The organism is Flavobacterium sp. GT3P67, assembly GCF_004349155.1.
Taxonomy (GTDB): Bacteria; Bacteroidota; Bacteroidia; order Flavobacteriales; family Flavobacteriaceae; genus Flavobacterium; species Flavobacterium ranwuense.
In genome coordinates, this window is sequence record NZ_SMLF01000001.1 from 966,308 (window position 1) to 983,214 (window position 16,907).

The 16,907-nt window shown below is 35.1% G+C and carries 17 protein-coding genes; 7 read left to right on the top strand and 10 right to left on the bottom strand.

Annotated elements, in window-relative coordinates:
* Position 1: 1 nt before the first annotated feature.
* The 3 genes from ubiE to E0H99_RS04180 form a co-directional block, all read right to left on the bottom strand.
* Positions 2 to 733, bottom strand: a complete 732-nt coding sequence (gene ubiE, locus E0H99_RS04165; protein ID WP_131991449.1) for a bifunctional demethylmenaquinone methyltransferase/2-methoxy-6-polyprenyl-1,4-benzoquinol methylase UbiE — start codon at positions 731 to 733, stop codon at positions 2 to 4.
* Positions 734 to 1,316: 583 nt separating this feature from the next.
* Entirely contained in the window at positions 1,317 to 1,799 is a 483-nt protein-coding gene (locus E0H99_RS04175) for a dihydrofolate reductase (protein WP_131991451.1), read from the bottom strand.
* A gap of 13 nt (positions 1,800 to 1,812) precedes the next feature.
* Positions 1,813 to 2,145 carry a 2TM domain-containing protein gene (locus E0H99_RS04180; RefSeq protein WP_131915484.1) on the bottom strand — a complete coding sequence of 111 codons (333 nt, stop codon included), beginning with the start codon at positions 2,143 to 2,145 and terminating at the stop codon, positions 1,813 to 1,815.
* A 239-nt stretch (positions 2,146 to 2,384) separates the two neighbouring features.
* Between E0H99_RS04180 and E0H99_RS04185 the strand changes: the two genes are divergently transcribed.
* Positions 2,385 to 2,681 carry an isoamylase early set domain-containing protein gene (locus tag E0H99_RS04185; protein ID WP_131991453.1) on the top strand — a complete coding sequence of 99 codons (297 nt, stop codon included), beginning with the start codon at positions 2,385 to 2,387 and terminating at the stop codon, positions 2,679 to 2,681.
* 23 nt (positions 2,682 to 2,704) lie between these two features.
* Here E0H99_RS04185 and E0H99_RS04190 read toward each other — a convergent pair whose 3' ends face one another.
* The 5 genes from E0H99_RS04190 to E0H99_RS04210 all read right to left on the bottom strand — a co-directional run bounded on the left by E0H99_RS04190 (position 2,705) and on the right by E0H99_RS04210 (position 7,539).
* The gene (locus E0H99_RS04190) at positions 2,705 to 3,529 is read right to left on the bottom strand and encodes a thymidylate synthase (protein ID WP_131991455.1); all 825 of its coding nucleotides are present in this window, start codon (positions 3,527 to 3,529) and stop codon (positions 2,705 to 2,707) included.
* Positions 3,530 to 3,560: 31 nt separating this feature from the next.
* Positions 3,561 to 4,844: a metal-dependent hydrolase family protein gene (locus E0H99_RS04195; RefSeq protein WP_131991457.1), complete on the bottom strand. Its 1,284-nt coding sequence runs from the start codon at positions 4,842 to 4,844 to the stop codon at positions 3,561 to 3,563.
* Positions 4,845 to 4,971: 127 nt separating this feature from the next.
* Positions 4,972 to 5,595 (bottom strand): bifunctional nuclease family protein, encoded by a 624-nt coding sequence (locus tag E0H99_RS04200; RefSeq protein WP_131991459.1) that lies wholly within the window; start codon positions 5,593 to 5,595, stop codon positions 4,972 to 4,974.
* A 147-nt stretch (positions 5,596 to 5,742) separates the two neighbouring features.
* The gene (locus E0H99_RS04205) at positions 5,743 to 6,711 is read right to left on the bottom strand and encodes an electron transfer flavoprotein subunit alpha/FixB family protein (protein ID WP_131991461.1); all 969 of its coding nucleotides are present in this window, start codon (positions 6,709 to 6,711) and stop codon (positions 5,743 to 5,745) included.
* 81 nt (positions 6,712 to 6,792) lie between these two features.
* Positions 6,793 to 7,539, bottom strand: a complete 747-nt coding sequence (locus tag E0H99_RS04210; RefSeq protein ID WP_131991463.1) for an electron transfer flavoprotein subunit beta/FixA family protein — start codon at positions 7,537 to 7,539, stop codon at positions 6,793 to 6,795.
* A 290-nt stretch (positions 7,540 to 7,829) separates the two neighbouring features.
* Between E0H99_RS04210 and E0H99_RS04215 the strand changes: the two genes are divergently transcribed.
* From E0H99_RS04215 to E0H99_RS04235, 6 genes are all read left to right on the top strand, one after another.
* Positions 7,830 to 8,810, top strand: coding sequence for a pyruvate dehydrogenase complex E1 component subunit beta (locus E0H99_RS04215; RefSeq protein WP_091204253.1), 981 nt, complete (start codon positions 7,830 to 7,832; stop codon positions 8,808 to 8,810).
* Between the two features lie 130 nt (positions 8,811 to 8,940).
* Entirely contained in the window at positions 8,941 to 11,427 is a 2,487-nt protein-coding gene (locus tag E0H99_RS04220) for a DUF5686 and carboxypeptidase-like regulatory domain-containing protein (protein WP_131991465.1), read from the top strand.
* A 143-nt stretch (positions 11,428 to 11,570) separates the two neighbouring features.
* On the top strand, positions 11,571 to 11,873 hold the full coding sequence (locus tag E0H99_RS17370; protein WP_240723435.1) for a hypothetical protein: 303 nt from the start codon (positions 11,571 to 11,573) through the stop codon (positions 11,871 to 11,873).
* On the top strand, positions 11,851 to 12,174 hold the full coding sequence (locus E0H99_RS17375; RefSeq protein ID WP_240723436.1) for a DNA-3-methyladenine glycosylase family protein: 324 nt from the start codon (positions 11,851 to 11,853) through the stop codon (positions 12,172 to 12,174). The genes E0H99_RS17370 and E0H99_RS17375 overlap by 23 nt, the downstream gene beginning before the upstream one ends.
* Before the next feature lie 107 nt (positions 12,175 to 12,281).
* On the top strand, positions 12,282 to 12,812 hold the full coding sequence (locus E0H99_RS04230; RefSeq protein ID WP_131991467.1) for an inorganic diphosphatase: 531 nt from the start codon (positions 12,282 to 12,284) through the stop codon (positions 12,810 to 12,812).
* Between the two features lie 112 nt (positions 12,813 to 12,924).
* Positions 12,925 to 15,384, top strand: coding sequence for a sodium-translocating pyrophosphatase (locus E0H99_RS04235; protein ID WP_131991469.1), 2,460 nt, complete (start codon positions 12,925 to 12,927; stop codon positions 15,382 to 15,384).
* A 71-nt stretch (positions 15,385 to 15,455) separates the two neighbouring features.
* Here the strand turns inward: E0H99_RS04235 and E0H99_RS04240 are convergent, their stop codons facing one another.
* Entirely contained in the window at positions 15,456 to 16,070 is a 615-nt protein-coding gene (locus E0H99_RS04240) for a deoxynucleoside kinase (protein ID WP_131915468.1), read from the bottom strand.
* Complete coding sequence (locus E0H99_RS04245) at positions 16,070 to 16,861, bottom strand: hypothetical protein (protein WP_131991471.1); 792 nt, start codon at positions 16,859 to 16,861, stop codon at positions 16,070 to 16,072. The genes E0H99_RS04240 and E0H99_RS04245 overlap by 1 nt, the downstream gene beginning before the upstream one ends.
* Between the last annotated feature and the right edge of the window lie 46 nt (positions 16,862 to 16,907).

Here is a 16,907-nt window from a genome sequence, read left to right on the forward strand (position 1 = left end):
GTTATTTTTTAGAAGCTGAGTAAATGGTAGCTACACCAAAAGTTTGTGGTAAAGCTACAACATCTATAAACCCAATTTTTCTCAAAATATTGTTTAATACTTCGCCGTAAGGGAATGCAGCTGCCGATTCAGATAAATAACCATAAGCAACATCGTCTTTAGAGAAAACTTTGCCTATTAATGGGAGAATGTTTTTTGTGTAAAAATTATATCCTTGTTTGTAAGGAGTCTTGTCCGGCACCGAAGTTTCTAAAATTACAAATATACCGTTAGGTTTTAAAACTCTTAGAATTTCAGCCAAACCTTTTTCTAAATCGTCAAAATTACGAACTCCAAATGCAACGGTTATTGCATCAAAATAGTTGTCTTCAAAAGGCATGTTTTCGGAGTCACCCAAAATCATTTCGATAGTATTAGAAAGATTTTTTGAAGCAATTTTTTTTACGCCTACTTCCAGCATTCCTGCTGATATATCTAACCCAATGATTTTTTTAGCATTTGTTTGTGCCATCAAAATGGCCAAATCACCAGTTCCGGTTGCGATGTCCAGAATGATCTTCGGATTTGATTTCGCAACTATTTGCAGTACTTTTTTACGCCATTTTATATCAATACCAAAAGAAATGACACGATTCAGATTGTCATAATTTCCAGAAATGGTGTCAAACATTTTAGCAACTTGTTCTTTTTTACCTAGCGCTGAATCTTTATAGGGTGTTATTTTTTCTGACATTTTTTTAGTTTGTACAAATATAATACAAACTTGATGAACTTAAAATGAGTTTCAAAAATTAGAAACAAGTTTTATTTTAGTTTTTAAAATACGTTCAGACAGGCTGAAAACTAAAATTTATTTTATTTGAAATATCACTAAAAGTGGGTATTGTAACTAATGATTTTATTGTACAAATTTGTTATTCAGTAAATAACCATACCAAATGATTAAAAGAGAATCGATCAACCAAATCAAGTGGGTAATTTTAGCGTTTTTTATCTCATTTGTTCTTGTTAGCTGTTTTGAGAATACTGTTTTACAAAGCAGTATTGTAGTTAAAGCGCAAAATACGTTCTTAGGATTAAATTTGTTTTTGGAAATTTTAATTTTTTTCGTCTTTAGTACCTTCGTGGTATTTGGTATTAAAGGCTTTTTTGAGATGTATTCTCAAAAAACATCAAATATTATAATCTTCATTTCTGGAGTATTACTACTATTTGTAATTTTTATTTTATGTTATCAAATACTCTTTCAAGAGTAGGTCGTCTCTTTGATCAATGGTTAAAAAAAAAACATCCCGTAAAAAGGATGTTTTTTTGTTTTATTTTTTAATGAATGTCTGATAGGAATAATCGTAGAGATGTTTTTCATCCTTCGTATTAAATTCTGAAACTATTATTTCCCATTCATCGTCATTAATTTCAGGGAAGTGAGCATCGCCTTCAAAGTTGTGATGAACACGTGTTATTTCTATTTTGTCAGTAAAAGGGAGTCCTAAGGTATAAATTTCGCCACCACCAATTATAAATGTGTCTTCGTTTTTGGAACAAATGGCTAATGCTTTGTCCATACTATCTACGATGATGCAACCGTCGGCTTGATACTCTTTCTGTCTTGTAATTATGATGTGGGTTCTGTTTGGTAATGGTTTTGGAAAACTTTCAAATGTCTTTCTTCCCATTATAATATGATGTCCGGATGTAAGGGATTTAAATCTTTTGAAATCATTTGGTAAATGCCAAACCAGTTCGTTGTTTTTACCTAAAGTATTATTTTCGGCAACGGCCGCAATCATTATTATCATAATTGATGTACTGTTATTTAAGGTCGTCGTTGTTAACCTGTGTTTGTAATTGATCCAGTTTTTTTTGTTGTAAAGCTACAAGCCGGTCTATTTGTTCCCTTTCCCAATTTTTATTCATAAAACGATCCGTGATGAAAATTTTTATAAAATGTAAAATAAAGAGGAACAACCATATGGTGATAATCCAAATGGACCAGTGGGAATCTACGGCAATTTCGAAAAACTTATTAGCGATAAATAAAAGCAAACTTCCTAAAACGAAAAGGACAAAATGAAAATACAATCTTTTTTTTTGTTTAATTCTTCTTCTTGCATATTCATACTGTTCGTGTAGTTCTTTTTCCATTGATCAAAATTTTGTTTATAAAGGTAAAATTTATTTTGGAAAGTCACTGTTTTGCTTCTACATTAATTTAACAAGAAAACTTTTTCTCTTTCTGGAATGTTAAATTTAACAGACTTAAAATTAAGAAATTGCTCATAAATTAACATGGTTTGCCACATTGTATTAAATCTTCGTTACGCTCATTGTGTGTTCAAATTCTTTTGTTTTCTTTGTTTTATAAATCTATAAATGAAATAGTTATGGCAATCAAGAAACAATTCGTTAAAACAAAACCAGTTTGTAAAGTTACCTTTTCAATAGAAGCAAAAGAAGCAAGTCAAGCTTCTGTTGTTGGCGATTTCAACAATTGGAATGTAGCTGAAGGTGCTTTGAGCAAATTAAAAAATGGCACTTTCAAAGGCATTTTCGATGTAAACAAAGATGCTGCCTACGAATTCAAATACGTAATTGACGGCACATTTGTCAATGAGCCGGAAGCAGATTCTTTTAAGTGGAATGAGTTTGCAGGAAATGAAAACGGTGTTTTAGTAGTTTAGCTAAAACACCGTTTTTTATTGCATTAGACCGCAACACTGCCTTTTATCAAGGCATGTGGTTCATAGCCTTCGAGCGTGAAATCTTCAAAATCGAATGCGAAGATGTCTTTTATATTGGGATTCAAAATCATTTTAGGTAATGGTTTTGGCTCACGGGACAATTGTAATTCGAGTTGTTCAAAATGATTGTTGTAAATGTGTGCGTCACCAAAAGTGTGAATGAATTCCCCTGGCTCCAAGTCGCAAACCTGAGCAATCATCATGGTGAGTAAAGCGTAGGAAGCGATATTAAAAGGAACGCCTAAAAAAATATCAGCACTTCGCTGGTACAATTGACACGATAATTTGCCGTTAGAAACATAAAACTGAAAGAAAGCATGACAAGGAGGTAAAGCCGCTTTATTATTGGCTACATTTTCGTCAAATGATTTTGTAGTGTCTGGAAGAACCGAAGGATTCCATGCCGAAACTAACATCCTGCGACTGTTAGGATTGGTTTTTAATTCTTTAATCAATTCAGTTATTTGATCAATCTCTTCACTATTCCAGTTGCGCCATTGATGACCATAAACAGGTCCTAAATCTCCATTGGCATCAGCCCAGGCATCCCAAATTTTAACTCCGTTTTCTTGAAGGTATTTAATGTTTGTGTCGCCTTTTAAAAACCAAAGCAGTTCGTAGATAATAGATTTCAGGTGTAATTTTTTAGTAGTAACCATCGGGAAACCTTCATTCAAGTCAAAACGCATTTGGTAACCAAATACACTCTTTGTTCCTGTTCCCGTACGATCTCCTTTTTGACAACCGTTTTCCATCACATGTTGTACTAAATCTAAATATTGCTTCATTGTATCTTTATTCTATTTGCGGTAAGCGAGCTTAGTTTTTATATATTTTTCCGTCTTTCATTACAAATACGACTTTTTCCAGCGTTTTGATAGTATTCAAAGGATTTTCATCAACTGCAATAATGTCTGCAAAGAAGTTTTCTTTGATTTGTCCTACTTCATTTCCGATACCCAATAACATGGCATTAGTTGTTGTTGCTGATTGTATAGCGGCTAATGCAGGCATTCCGGCTTCAACCATATAGCCAAATTCTTTTGCATTTGTACCATGAGCAAAGACTCCGGCATCGGTTCCAAAAGCAATTTTGACTCCTTTTTTGTATGCTTTTGCAAAAGTAGCTTTAATTTGTGGACCAACTTCTCGGGCCTTTGGAACTACAATTTCAGGATAAAAACCATTAATTTCTGCATTTTTTTCTACTTCTTTTCCTGCGGTTAGAGTAGGAACTAAATAAGCATCGTATTTTTTCATTAATTCCATTGTCTCTTCACTCATAAAGGTGCCGTGTTCAATAGTTTTTATACCGCCTAGTATAGCTCGCTGCATTCCTTCGTCTCCGTGGGCATGAGCTGCGGTAAGCATATTGTAATCTTTGGCAGTTGTTGTAATAGCTTTGATTTCGTCTAAAGTAAACTGAGGATTTTTCCCGCTTTTTGCCACGCTTAAAACGCCGCCAGTAGCTGTGATTTTAATAACATCGGCTCCTTCTTTGTAGCGCTCTCTTACTGCTTTTACAGCTTCTTCAGGAGAATTGATTACGCCTTCGTGTGGCCCCGGATCGCCTACAAGTTTACGATTGCTTCCGTTCGTTGGATCAGCATGACCGCCTGTTGTGGCAATCGATTTTCCTGCGGTATATATTCTTGGGCCTTTTACGATTCCTTTATTAATTGCATTTCTTATAGAGATATTAACTCCGGTTCCTCCTAAATCACGTACGGTAGTGAATCCGGCTAAAAGTGTTGTTTCTGCACAACGAACCGCTTGAAATGCAATGTCAGCCTCGTTGTCTAAATATTTTGACATGTAACTTTTCGTGTCGTGTTCCCCTTCAATATGCACGTGTAAATCGATGAGACCAGGTAACACATATTTGTTTTTCAGGTCGATTTCAATATCTTCGGGCTTGGATTTAGATATAAATCCATCTTGTATTTTTGTGATTTTGTTTTTAGAAACAATAATAGTTTGGTTGGATAACTCTTTGCCAGATTGGGTATTTAGAATTTTTCCGCAGTGTAAATAATAATCTTGAGAAAATGCAATTGTAGAAATAAATATGGTTGCGATAATTAGGACAAATTTTGTTTTCATAGATTAGTTTTATAACAAATGTCAATAAAAATTTATAACAAAGTGTGGCACTAAATGTAACTACAATTTTTATGTAATTGGTCGTTTTTTTCATGAAATAACACATCAATGAAAATCAAAATTAAAGTTATCTCTTCGAGATTTCGTCTCTTATTTTTGCTGCTTTTTCGTAATCTTCATGCGAAACTGCTTGATCTAACAATTCATTCAATTCTTGTAAACTATGCTTAGAATAGGTTTCTCCGGATTGATTGCTTTCTTCTTCACGACCAAAAGTTTCTGGATTAGACAGCACATCGTCGATTTCCTGAGAATCTTTATTGGCTTCCAGCGGATTTGCTTTTAGGTATATTCCAGCTTTGTCCAGAATGTTTTTGTAGGTAAAAATAGGGGCATTAAAACGCAATGCTAAAGCAATTGCATCAGAGGTTCTGGCATCAATAATTTCCTCTATTTTATCTCTTTCGCAAATAATACTGGAATAAAAAACACCATCAACTAGCTTGTGAATAATGACTTGTTTCACTACAATATCAAAACGCTCTGCAAAATTTTTAAATAAATCATGCGTCAAAGGACGTGGTGGTTTTATTTCTTTTTCTAATGCAATAGCAATCGATTGGGCTTCAAAAGCACCAATGACAATGGGTAATTTTCTTTCGCCATCAACCTCATTCAAGATCAAAGCATACGCTCCGTTTTGAGTTTGACTGTATGAAATTCCTTTTATGGATAATTTAACTAAGCTCATAATTATTAAAATGGGTAAGTACAGCGTACTTATTTTTTTGATAAAACCAAGTTTCATTTTTTGTTAAAAAAAATGCTACTTAAAAGCAAAGATACAAATATCTTATTTTTAAGTAGCATTTAAATCGATTTAATGATTTCCTGTTGATTAGGAATTATGTGCTTTGAAAGCTTTTAATTTCTCAATTAATTTTGGTACAATTTCAAAAGCATCTCCAACAACTCCGTAGTCAGCTACTTTGAAAAATGGCGCTTCCGGATCGCTGTTGATTACAACTTTAACTTTAGAAGAGTTGATTCCAGCAATATGTTGTATCGCTCCCGAAATTCCAATCGCAATATAAAGGTTTGTAGCAACCGGTTTTCCAGTTTGTCCTACGTGTTCTCCGTGAGGTCTCCATCCTAAATCAGAAACTGGTTTTGAACAAGCAGTTGCAGCTCCAAGAACTGTGGCTAATTCTTCTACCATTCCCCAGTTTTCAGGACCTTTTAATCCACGACCAGCCGAAACTACAATGTCAGCATCAGCAATAGAAACTTTTCCAGAACCTTTTTCTACTGATTCTACTTTTACGCCAAAATCATTGTCTCCAATTGTTGGATTAAAATCTTCTTGAGTTAATGTGGATGCATTTTCAAAAACACCATAAGAGTTTTTAGCCAGACCAAGAACTTTTACATCAGTTGCAATTTCAGTGATATTGAAAGCTTTGTTTGAAAAAGCATTTCTTTTTACTTGAAAAGGCGAAGTTGAAACGGGTAATCCAACAACATTCGAAGCGTAACCTGCTTCTAGTGCTACTGCAACAAGTGAGGAAAGGTAAATACTATCCGTAGTTGATGAAAGTAAAACTAATTTCACGTTTTCTTTTTGAGCAGCTTGTTTGATGACATCAGCGTACGCTTTTGCAGTAAATCCTGATAATTTATCGTTGTTTACTTTTAACACTTTATCTACTCCGTATTTTGATAATTCCGAAACATCTCCTGCATTTACGGTTACTGCTGTAACGGTAGTTCCTAAAGATTCCGCTACTTTTTTTGCGTAAGAAGCCAATTCGAATGCTACTTTTTTAAATTTTCCTTCTGCGTATTCCGCATATATTAATATTGACATAATGATTTTAGATTAAAAGATTAAATAATTGAAAAATTTAAAGATTTCAAAAATTCGTAATTCGTAATTTTTAATTCCTAATTATATTACTTTCGCTTCGTTGTGTAATAAATTGATTAATTCGTCTAAATTGTCAGGAGAGATTAATTTCACTGCTGATTTAGGAGCTGGTTTTTCAAATTTTACTGCTTTTGTATTTACAGTGGCATCAACTGGCTCCAGAATTGTCAAGGCTTTAGTTCTTGCAGTCATAATTCCTCTCATGTTTGGAATACGCAGGTCTTTTTCTTCCACCAATCCTTTTTGTCCACCAATGATTATCGGTAAAGCAGTAGCAACGGTTTCTTTTCCACCATCAATCTCACGAACTGCTTTTACGCTAGTTCCTTCAACAGTAAGGTTTGTGCAAGAATTAAGGAAGTTGTATCCTAAAATTCCGGCAATCATTCCGGGAACCATTCCGCCATTATAGTCTAAAGATTCTTTTCCGGCGATAATTACATCGTAACTTCCGTTTTTGATTACTTCGGCAAGTTGTTTGGCAACGAAAAATCCGTCAGTAGGATTTGCGTTTACACGAATAGCTTCGTTAGCACCTATTGCTAATGCTTTTCTTAAAGTGGGTTCGGTTTCAGGTCCTCCAACATTCACAACAGTAACCGTTGCGCCTTGTTGTTCTTGAAACCAAATGGCACGTGTCAAACCAAATTCGTCATTTGGATTGATTACATATTGTACCCCATTGGTGTCAAATTCAGAATCACCGTTAACGAAGTTAATTTTTGAAGTAGTATCAGGAACGTGACTGATGCAAACTAATATTTTCATAAGTATATATTTTGATTTTTCTAAAAAGCTTTGACAAATTTAAAATAATAATTTGAATAATATAGTATGCATGCATAATATTTTTCAATACTATTTCGATTTCGTAGCCCGGATAGCAGCGGCATCCTTCCTGTGGTTCCTTTAGCCACAGGAAGATACAGCGTATAGCCGGAAATAGCTCCTGGAAAATATCATTATAAAACCTGATTAATTTAAAGTAATTTATGCTTTTAAGTGATATAAAATATTTATTTTTGCTTTTCGAAAATTAGACACATACAACATATAATATGAGAACGATACAATTTAGAGAGGCCATTTGCGAAGCGATGAGTGAGGAAATGCGTCACGATGAGTCCATCTACTTAATGGGTGAAGAAGTTGCAGAATATAATGGTGCGTATAAAGCATCTAAAGGAATGCTTGCTGAATTTGGCGAGAAAAGAGTCATTGATACTCCTATTGCTGAGCTTGGTTTTACTGGTATTGCAGTAGGATCGGCAATGAACGGATGCAGACCGATTGTAGAATATATGACGTTCAATTTCTGTTTAGTAGGGATTGACCAAATTATAAATAACGCTGCCAAAATGCGTCAGATGACTGGTGGACAATTTAATGTGCCTATCGTTTTTCGTGGTCCAACTGCTTCGGCAGGACAATTAGGGGCGACTCACTCACAAGCATTAGAAAACTGGTTTGCGAACACTCCGGGTCTTAAAGTGGTAGTTCCATCTACGGTTTATGATGCAAAAGGATTGTTGAAAGCGGCTATTCGTGATAATGATCCTGTGATTTTCATGGAATCGGAACAAATGTATGGTGATAAAGGAGAAGTGCCAGATGGGGAATATACCATTCCACTTGGAGTTGCTGATATCAAACGGGAAGGTACTGATGTAACTATCGTTTCTTTTGGAAAAATTATCAAAGAAGCTCATATTGCTGCTGACGAATTGGCCAAAGAAGGAATTTCTTGTGAAATTATCGATTTGAGAACCGTACGTCCTATGGATTATGAGACGATTTTAACATCGGTTAAAAAAACAAATAGATTGGTGGTTCTTGAGGAAGCTTGGCCTTTTGCAAGTGTAGCTTCTGAAATTACGTATATCGTTCAAGAACGCGCTTTTGATTTCTTGGATGCGCCTATTCAACGTATCACAACTGCGGATACTCCAGCGCCGTACTCTCCAGTATTGTTGAAAGAATGGTTGCCAAATGCAGGTGATGTTGTAAAAGCAGTTAAAAAAGTAATGTATAAAAAATAGATCTTTTAGCTATTATTAGACTTCTTAAATTGTAAGATTTTAATCTAAAAAGTCTGATAATCTAAGAAGCCTAGGTTTAATAACTTCATCAATTATTTATTTATTTGATGAAGTTTTTTTTTGAATGATTATGAAAAAGAATCTCTTGTTTCTCCTGTTTTTTTTGTTTGTTTCAACAAACGCAGTTTTTGCGCAAACAAAAGTGAGTGGTATTGTGGTAGATAAATCAAATCAGCCAATTCCTTTTGCAAATGTGGTTTTCAAAGATTCCAGCGAAGGAATTGTTACCAATGAAGATGGTCGGTTTTACCTCGAATCCCCAAAAACATATACTACTTTAGTTATATCTTCAGTAGGTTTCTCTGAGAAGGAAATTATTTTAGACAAGCCTGTAAACTACAATTTCAAAATTCAACTGAACGAAGCCGAGAGCTTAAACGAAGTAGTTGTTTTTGCCGGTAAAACGTCGAAAAAGAACAATCCTGCGCTAGACATTCTTAGAAAAATTTGGGAGAGAAAACGTAAAAATGGATTGCATTTGTTTGACCAATACCAGATGGAAAAGTATGAAAAAATAGAATTTGACATGAATTCTATCGATAGTGCTTTTATGAAAAGCAAGCTTTTCAAAGGCATGGAGTTTATATTTGATCAAATGGATACTTCCAGAGTAACCGGGAAAACCTATTTGCCTATTTTTATAAATGAATCACTCCATGATGTCTATGGAGATAACAAATTAAAAAGAGTAAAAGAAAAAATAAAAGCCAATAAAACGTCAGGGTTTAATGGAAATCAACAGATTTTGTCTTTTGTAAAAGACTTGTATTCCGATTATAATGTCTACAATAATTACTTAACTTTTTTTGACAAAAGCTTTACCAGTCCGTTATCTAAAACAGGGATTGATGTCTACAATTATGTGTTGAAAGACAGTGCATACATTGATAAAAAATGGTGTTATAATATTGTGTTTTATCCAAGACGTAAAAACGAATTGACTTTCAAAGGGGATTTCTGGGTGAATGATTCGACGTTTGCCATCAAGAAAATAAATATGGCGGTTACCAAAAGTGCCAATATTAACTGGGTAAAAGATATTTATTTAGAGCAAGAATTTGAGGTAGTCAATGATTCTGTTTTCTTGCTGACGAAGGATTATTTAATGTCTGATTTTGCTTTAAACAAAAAAGAAAATTCCAAAGGAGTTTATGGAAAGCGAACCACATTTTATAGAAATCATCAATTTAATAAGGAGCAACCAGTAGCTTTTTATAAAGATGAGGTCAATTATATGGATAACGAAGTCTACAATAAATCCGATGAATACTGGAACGAAAACCGTTTCGAAAACCTAAGCAAGGATGAATTGGGTGTTTATAAAATGCTGGATACCTTGCAAACGGTTAATAAATTTAAACGATTGTATAATCTGGTTTCGATACTTGGGAGCGGTTATGTGGAATTTAAAAATTTCGATTATGGACCCGTTTTTTCCACATTTGGGTATAATGAAGTGGAGGGAATACGATTGCGAGTAGGAGGAAGGACGTATTTTGGACCTAACGATCCATGGCGTATTCAAGCCTACACGGCGTATGGATTTGATGATGATAAATTCAAATATGGACTTTCAGGGAAATGGATGGTTGACAAGAAAAACCGAATCATTTTGTCCGGAGGGAATAGGCGCGATATTGAACAAATAGGTGCCAGCTTAACCACCACAAACGACATTTTGGGCAGAAGTTTTGCTTCGTCCTCAGTGTTTTCGTCCGGTAGCAACGGGAAACTGACCAATATCAATTTGAGTACTGTTGCGGTAGAGATAGAACCCATTAAAAATTTAATTTTTCAAACTGGATTTTCCTATCGTACGCTGGAGTCTGCTTCTACTACGTTTAGTTTGGATTATTATACGGATATAGCAAATTCCGTTATAGAAAGTGAGGTAAAACAATCAGAAGTTAATTTTCAGGTTGAATATTCGCCAAAGAGGAGAACTATTGGGGTCGGTGTGGAAAGAGACATTGTGGATAGCCATTTCAGTCGATTTTTTGTCAACTACAGCCACGGTTTTAAGGGGTTGTTGAACAGTGATTTCAAATATGATAAATTGCAATTGTATTACAAACAACCTATTATTATCGGGGCTTTAGGAAGAACCAATATTATTATGGAGGTGGGTAAAACCTTTGGGACAGTTCCTTTGGGATTATTGAGTGTTATTCCTGGAAACCAAACCTATTTTACGATAGAAAACACTTTCAGCAATCTTAATTTTTATGAATTTGTGTCAGACCAATATGCTACTTTGCAATGGAATCACAATTTCAATGGCAAAATTTTTTCCAGAATCCCGTTTATGCGTAAGCTTAATTGGAGAGAAATTGTATCCATAAAAGGGGTTTATGGAACCATTTCTGATGAAAATAGAGCGATTAATGCATCGGGTTTAATTTATAGTGCGCCCGAAAAAGGATATTGGGAATACAGCGCAGGAATCGGGAATATCTTCAAAGTATTCCGTATCGATTTCGCTTGGCGCGGTAGTTATTTGAATACACCGGATACACAACGCTTTTCCGTAAAAGGATCGTTTGGATTTCATTTCTAAGAAAGAAACAACAAATTGTCATTCCGACATTAGGAGGAATCAGGAGCTATTTCCAGCTGTACACTTTATCTTTTTATAAGGCGAAGAAAAATCGCCTTATAAAAAGGATGCCGTTTCCATCTGGGCTAAAAAAACATGAGACTATGCAAGAAGCCATCAACTATCTTTTAGAAAAAGATACCATTTTCAAAGCAATTATTGAACAATATGGAATGCCAACGATTCCCAAAAGACCTCAAGGTTTTGAGACTTTGGTATTGTTGATTTTGGAACAACAAGTGTCTATAGATTCGGCTAAAGCCACTTTTTTAAAAATAAAAGCGACTCAAAAAACGGTAGCGCCCGAAATTCTTCTTCAGTTATCCGATGCCGAATTTAGAAATCTTGGCGTAAGCCGCCAAAAAAAAGTCTTATATCAAAGCTTTGGCGACAGCTATTTTAAATAAAGACCTTGATTTAGAAAGTTTGCCAACCAAAACGGCACAGCAAGTACGGGAGGAACTCATCAAGATCAAAGGAATAGGAAACTGGACTATCGATATCTACTTGATGTTTTGTCTGCAAGCCCCAGATTTATTACCGTTAGGAGATATTGCGGTAGTAAATACCATAAAAGAATTACTGGATATTCACGATAAAGACGCCATGGAAGTCCATGCTATAAAATGGAGTCCGTATCGTTCTTTTGCAACCTATCTTTTGTGGCACCATTATTTAAACAAACGAAATAGGACGGTGGTTTACTAAAGTACTCACAGTTAAAATTTAATCAAGAGATAACATCAATTTTTTATTGTGCAACCGTATAGTTTCCTTATTTTTGCACCCATAATTATAGATAAGAAAAAACTAAAATGACTGCAGACAAATTAACAACTTTCGATGTCTTAATCGAAATACCAAGAGGAAGTAGAAATAAATACGAATATGATTTCGAAATAAAAAGAATGCGTTTTGACAGAATGTTATTCTCATCGATGATGTATCCGGCTGATTACGGATTTATCCCGGAAACATTAGCCTTAGACGGAGATCCATTAGATGTTTTGGTCTTGGTAACTGAACCAACTTTTCCTGGATGTGTAATGGAAGTAAAACCTATCGGTGTTTTCCACATGGCGGATGATAAAGGACCTGATGAAAAAGTAATCTGTGTACCCGTTTCAGATCCAATCTGGAATTCATTGGAAAACCTGTCAGATATTAATCCACACCTATTAAAAGAGATTGAACATTTCTTTCAGGTGTACAAAGATCTTGAAAACAAACAGGTTGATGTTGAAGGTTGGGGAGATGTAAATGAAGCGTATGCCATTATTAAAGAGTGTACGGAGCGTTTTGATCAAATTGAAAACAAACCAGAAGGATTATTTAGTATTAAATAAATAACTTCCATAATTTTTATAAAAAAAGCAACATTCTGTTAAGAGTGTTGCTTTTTTGTTTAAATTCGTTTTGTTACAGTATTAATTTTAACCAAAAAACCAAACCAAAATTATGAATACAATAATGATTTATTTGCCTATTGCCATGGCATTTATTGGACTGGCATTTATGTTTGCCAAGAGAAAATGGGTTTTAAAACAAGATCCGGGTGACGGCAAAATGAAAGAGATCTCAGATTACATCTACGAAGGGGCTTTGGCTTTCCTAAAAGCAGAATATAGGTTGTTAACTTTCTTTGTAATAGGAGCAAGTGCTGTTTTAGCCGGAATTTCATTTATCGTTCCTACCACACATATATTAATAGTTGTTGCTTTTATTTTCGGTGCTTTTTTCTCGGCTTTAGCGGGAAATATGGGAATGAAAATCGCAACAAAAACAAATGTCAGAACCACGCAGGCAGCACGTACCAGTTTGCCGCAAGCACTAAAAGTTTCTTTTGGCGGGGGAACGGTAATGGGATTAGGAGTTGCGGGTTTAGCCGTTTTAGGTTTGACAACCTTCTTTATTTTCTTTTTTCATTTCTTCATGAACGGCGTTTGGACTTCAACTGAAGACATGACCATTGTGTTAGAAACATTAGCAGGATTTTCTCTTGGAGCAGAATCTATCGCTTTGTTTGCGAGAGTTGGTGGCGGAATTTATACAAAAGCTGCCGATGTAGGCGCTGATTTAGTTGGGAAAATAGAAGCTGGAATTCCAGAAGATGACCCTCGTAATCCTGCTACAATTGCGGATAACGTAGGAGATAATGTAGGCGATGTTGCTGGAATGGGTGCCGATTTATTTGGTTCTTATGTAGCCACAGTTTTGGCGGCGATGGTTCTGGGAAATTATGTGATCAAAGACATGGGCGGAAATATTCAAGATGCTTTTGGCGGGATAGGACCTATTTTATTACCAATGGCAATCGCTGGTTTTGGTATTTTATTTTCTATTATAGGAACGATGTTAGTAAGAATTACAGATGATAATGCGAAAGAAGCGCAAGTTCAAAAAGCATTGAATATAGGAAACTGGGTTTCTATTATTTTAACAGCTATCGCTTGTTTCTTTTTAGTACAATATATGTTACCAGAAACCATGAAAATGGATTTCTTCGGAGAAGGAACCAAAGAAATTTCGTCAATGCGCGTTTTCTATGCTACAATCGTAGGATTAGTGGTTGGAGCTGTTATCTCATCTGTTACAGAATATTATACTGGTTTGGGAACAAAACCAGTTATGGCAATCGTGCAAAAATCAAGTACAGGAGCAGGAACAAACGTGATTGCAGGTTTAGCAACCGGAATGATTTCTACATTCCCAACCGTTTTATTATTTGCTGCTGCAATTTGGACTTCGTATGCTTTTGCGGGATTTTATGGTGTGGCCTTGGCTGCTTCGGCGATGATGGCAACAACGGCAATGCAATTGGCAATCGATGCTTTCGGACCCATATCAGATAACGCTGGTGGAATTGCAGAAATGAGCGAATTGCCTAAAGAAGTGCGTACCAGAACAGATATCTTAGATTCGGTAGGAAATACAACGGCGGCAACTGGAAAAGGTTTTGCCATTGCTTCGGCAGCATTAACATCATTGGCTTTATTTGCGGCGTATGTCACTTTTACAGGAATAGACGGAATCAATATTTTTAAAGCGCCTGTTTTAGCGATGTTATTTGTGGGAGGAATGATACCAGTAGTTTTCTCAGCTTTGGCTATGAATTCTGTTGGAAAAGCAGCGATGGACATGGTGTACGAAGTGCGTCGCCAGTTCAGGGAGATTCCAGGAATTATGGAAGGAACCGGAAAACCGGAATATGCTAAATGTGTCGATATTTCTACAAAAGCCGCTTTACGCGAAATGATGTTACCGGGTGTTTTAACAATTGGTTTTCCTATCGCTATTGTTCTTTTAGGTAAAATAGTATACGGGGAAAACAACCAATTGATTGCTGAAATGCTAGGAGGGTATATGGCTGGAGTAACTGTGTCTGGCGTGCTTTGGGCAGTTTTCCAAAACAATGCAGGTGGCGCTTGGGACAATGCCAAGAAATCTTTCGAAGCAGGAGTGTTAATTAACGGTGAAATGACATACAAAGGTTCTGATGCGCATAAAGCAGCCGTGACTGGAGATACTGTTGGTGATCCGTTCAAAGATACTTCTGGACCATCAATGAATATTTTGATTAAATTAACGTGTTTGATAGGACTTGTGATTGCACCAATTTTAGGTAATGGAAGTCATACTATTTCTGGTAAAGCAGGGTGCTGCGCTACAACTGAAATGTGTACTTCTATGTCCAAAGAAGAGTGTCTTGCAAAAGGATGTGACAGTAAAACGTGTAGGTTTATGAATGCAGGAGCGATACCAACTCATGTAATTTCTAAAGAAGTTGCTATCGAAAAAACGAATACTAATGGCGTGGTTGTGGCTAAAGTAACGACAACCTTAAATGGTCAAGTGGATACTCAAGTTTTCGAGGGCACTGATGCTGAAGTTCAGGCAAAAATTGATGCTTTGAAATAAAATATTTTGTTCCTAAATAAAAAATGCCTCGCAATTGCGAGGCATTTTTGTTTATAAAATGGAATAATTTTCTAGAATAACCCGTTCAATTCTGCATCGATACGGTTAAAAATAGTTCCTAAATCTTCAGGATTGTCAACAAAATTAATGTTGTCAACGTCAATAATCATTAATTTTCCTTTGTCGTAGGTTTGAATCCAACCTTCGTAGCGCTCGTTCAAACGGCTCAAATAGTCAATGGATATTGAGTTTTCGTATTCACGGCCCCGTTTGTGTATTTGTCCCACTAAGTTAGGGATAGAACTTCTTAAATAGATCAATAAATCAGGTGCTTTAACCGTGGATTCCATTAATTCAAAAAGAGAGGAATAATTCTGGAAATCACGATTGGTCATCAAACCCATCGCGTAAAGGTTAGGCGCAAAAATATGAGCATCTTCATAAATAGTTCGGTCTTGTACTATTTTTTTACCGCTTTCACGAATTTGTATCACCTGACGGAAACGACTATTCAAGAAATATATTTGTAAATTAAAAGACCAACGTTCCATTTGATGATAAAAATCATCCAAGTACGGATTATCGACTACATCTTCAAAATGCGGTTCCCACTTGAAATGTTTCGCTAATAGACGCGTTAAAGTTGTTTTTCCCGAACCTATATTTCCTGCTATTGCTATGTGCATTATGGTAGTATGATTTTATAATTTGTAATTCCTGTTGATGTAAAAATAGATAAAATTTGGTCTTTGTAATAGAATTTTTTAAACGTTTTTTCTGAAATTTTAAATTCAGTTTTTTTACCTTTTTCCAAATCATATAAAGTCAAAACAGAGTCCTTGGAATAAATAATCTGATTTTCATTAATAATTGCAATGGAATCAAAATCAGGAATTATTCCCTTACTTATTATTTTTCCAAAAATGTCACATACATACCAGTTGTTTTTATTGTCAACCCAATGAAAGGCATTGAAATCTGAAGAATAATTCTTAATGCTCTCTGTAAACGGAACTGAAATGGTCTTGTAATTATTGCTTAAATAATCATAAAGTCCCAGTTGCTGATTCATACTATTGTAAATCCAAAACTGATTTTGAGATGCAATTCCAATTGCTGAAGCCACAATGGGAATTTCACGCTCTGAAAAATTGATTTTTTGGGTTTCATTCAATTGATTGTCCAATACGATAACAGTATTGAAATTTTCGTAAAACAAGACGATTTTAAGAGGGTTTTGTAAGTCAACTTTGGTGATTTTACCCAAAGAAATATTTTTATATTCTAAAGCATCTCGTGTATTAATTTTAGAAAAAACATTGTTTTTAATGGTGTAATAAAAACCAAATGAATCGTATCCTAAAAACGCATCTCCATCAAAACGGATGGAATCAATTTTAAGGGAAGTTAGTTTTTGGTTCTGACAAAACACAACTGAAAACGAAGCAATAAAGAGTAATAATACTAATTTCTTCATGAAAGCGAAATTACAATTAAACCTTTTATAATTAGGATTGTCTTAC

Excerpts from the sequence above, each read along its gene's own strand:
- ubiE (WP_131991449.1), bottom strand. The coding sequence starts at position 733 with ATGTCAGAAAAAATAACACCCTATAAAGATTCAGCGCTAGGTAAAAAA.
- E0H99_RS04175 (WP_131991451.1), bottom strand. The coding sequence starts at position 1,799 with ATGATAATAATGATTGCGGCCGTTGCCGAAAATAATACTTTAGGTAAA.
- E0H99_RS04180 (WP_131915484.1), bottom strand. The coding sequence starts at position 2,145 with ATGGAAAAAGAACTACACGAACAGTATGAATATGCAAGAAGAAGAATT.
- E0H99_RS04185 (WP_131991453.1), top strand. The coding sequence starts at position 2,385 with ATGGCAATCAAGAAACAATTCGTTAAAACAAAACCAGTTTGTAAAGTT.
- E0H99_RS04190 (WP_131991455.1), bottom strand. The coding sequence starts at position 3,529 with ATGAAGCAATATTTAGATTTAGTACAACATGTGATGGAAAACGGTTGT.
- E0H99_RS04195 (WP_131991457.1), bottom strand. The coding sequence starts at position 4,844 with ATGAAAACAAAATTTGTCCTAATTATCGCAACCATATTTATTTCTACA.
- E0H99_RS04200 (WP_131991459.1), bottom strand. The coding sequence starts at position 5,595 with ATGAGCTTAGTTAAATTATCCATAAAAGGAATTTCATACAGTCAAACT.
- E0H99_RS04205 (WP_131991461.1), bottom strand. The coding sequence starts at position 6,711 with ATGTCAATATTAATATATGCGGAATACGCAGAAGGAAAATTTAAAAAA.
- E0H99_RS04210 (WP_131991463.1), bottom strand. The coding sequence starts at position 7,539 with ATGAAAATATTAGTTTGCATCAGTCACGTTCCTGATACTACTTCAAAA.
- E0H99_RS04215 (WP_091204253.1), top strand. The coding sequence starts at position 7,830 with ATGAGAACGATACAATTTAGAGAGGCCATTTGCGAAGCGATGAGTGAG.
- E0H99_RS04220 (WP_131991465.1), top strand. The coding sequence starts at position 8,941 with ATGAAAAAGAATCTCTTGTTTCTCCTGTTTTTTTTGTTTGTTTCAACA.
- E0H99_RS17370 (WP_240723435.1), top strand. The coding sequence starts at position 11,571 with ATGCAAGAAGCCATCAACTATCTTTTAGAAAAAGATACCATTTTCAAA.
- E0H99_RS04230 (WP_131991467.1), top strand. The coding sequence starts at position 12,282 with ATGACTGCAGACAAATTAACAACTTTCGATGTCTTAATCGAAATACCA.
- E0H99_RS04235 (WP_131991469.1), top strand. The coding sequence starts at position 12,925 with ATGAATACAATAATGATTTATTTGCCTATTGCCATGGCATTTATTGGA.
- E0H99_RS04240 (WP_131915468.1), bottom strand. The coding sequence starts at position 16,070 with ATGCACATAGCAATAGCAGGAAATATAGGTTCGGGAAAAACAACTTTA.
- E0H99_RS04245 (WP_131991471.1), bottom strand. The coding sequence starts at position 16,861 with ATGAAGAAATTAGTATTATTACTCTTTATTGCTTCGTTTTCAGTTGTG.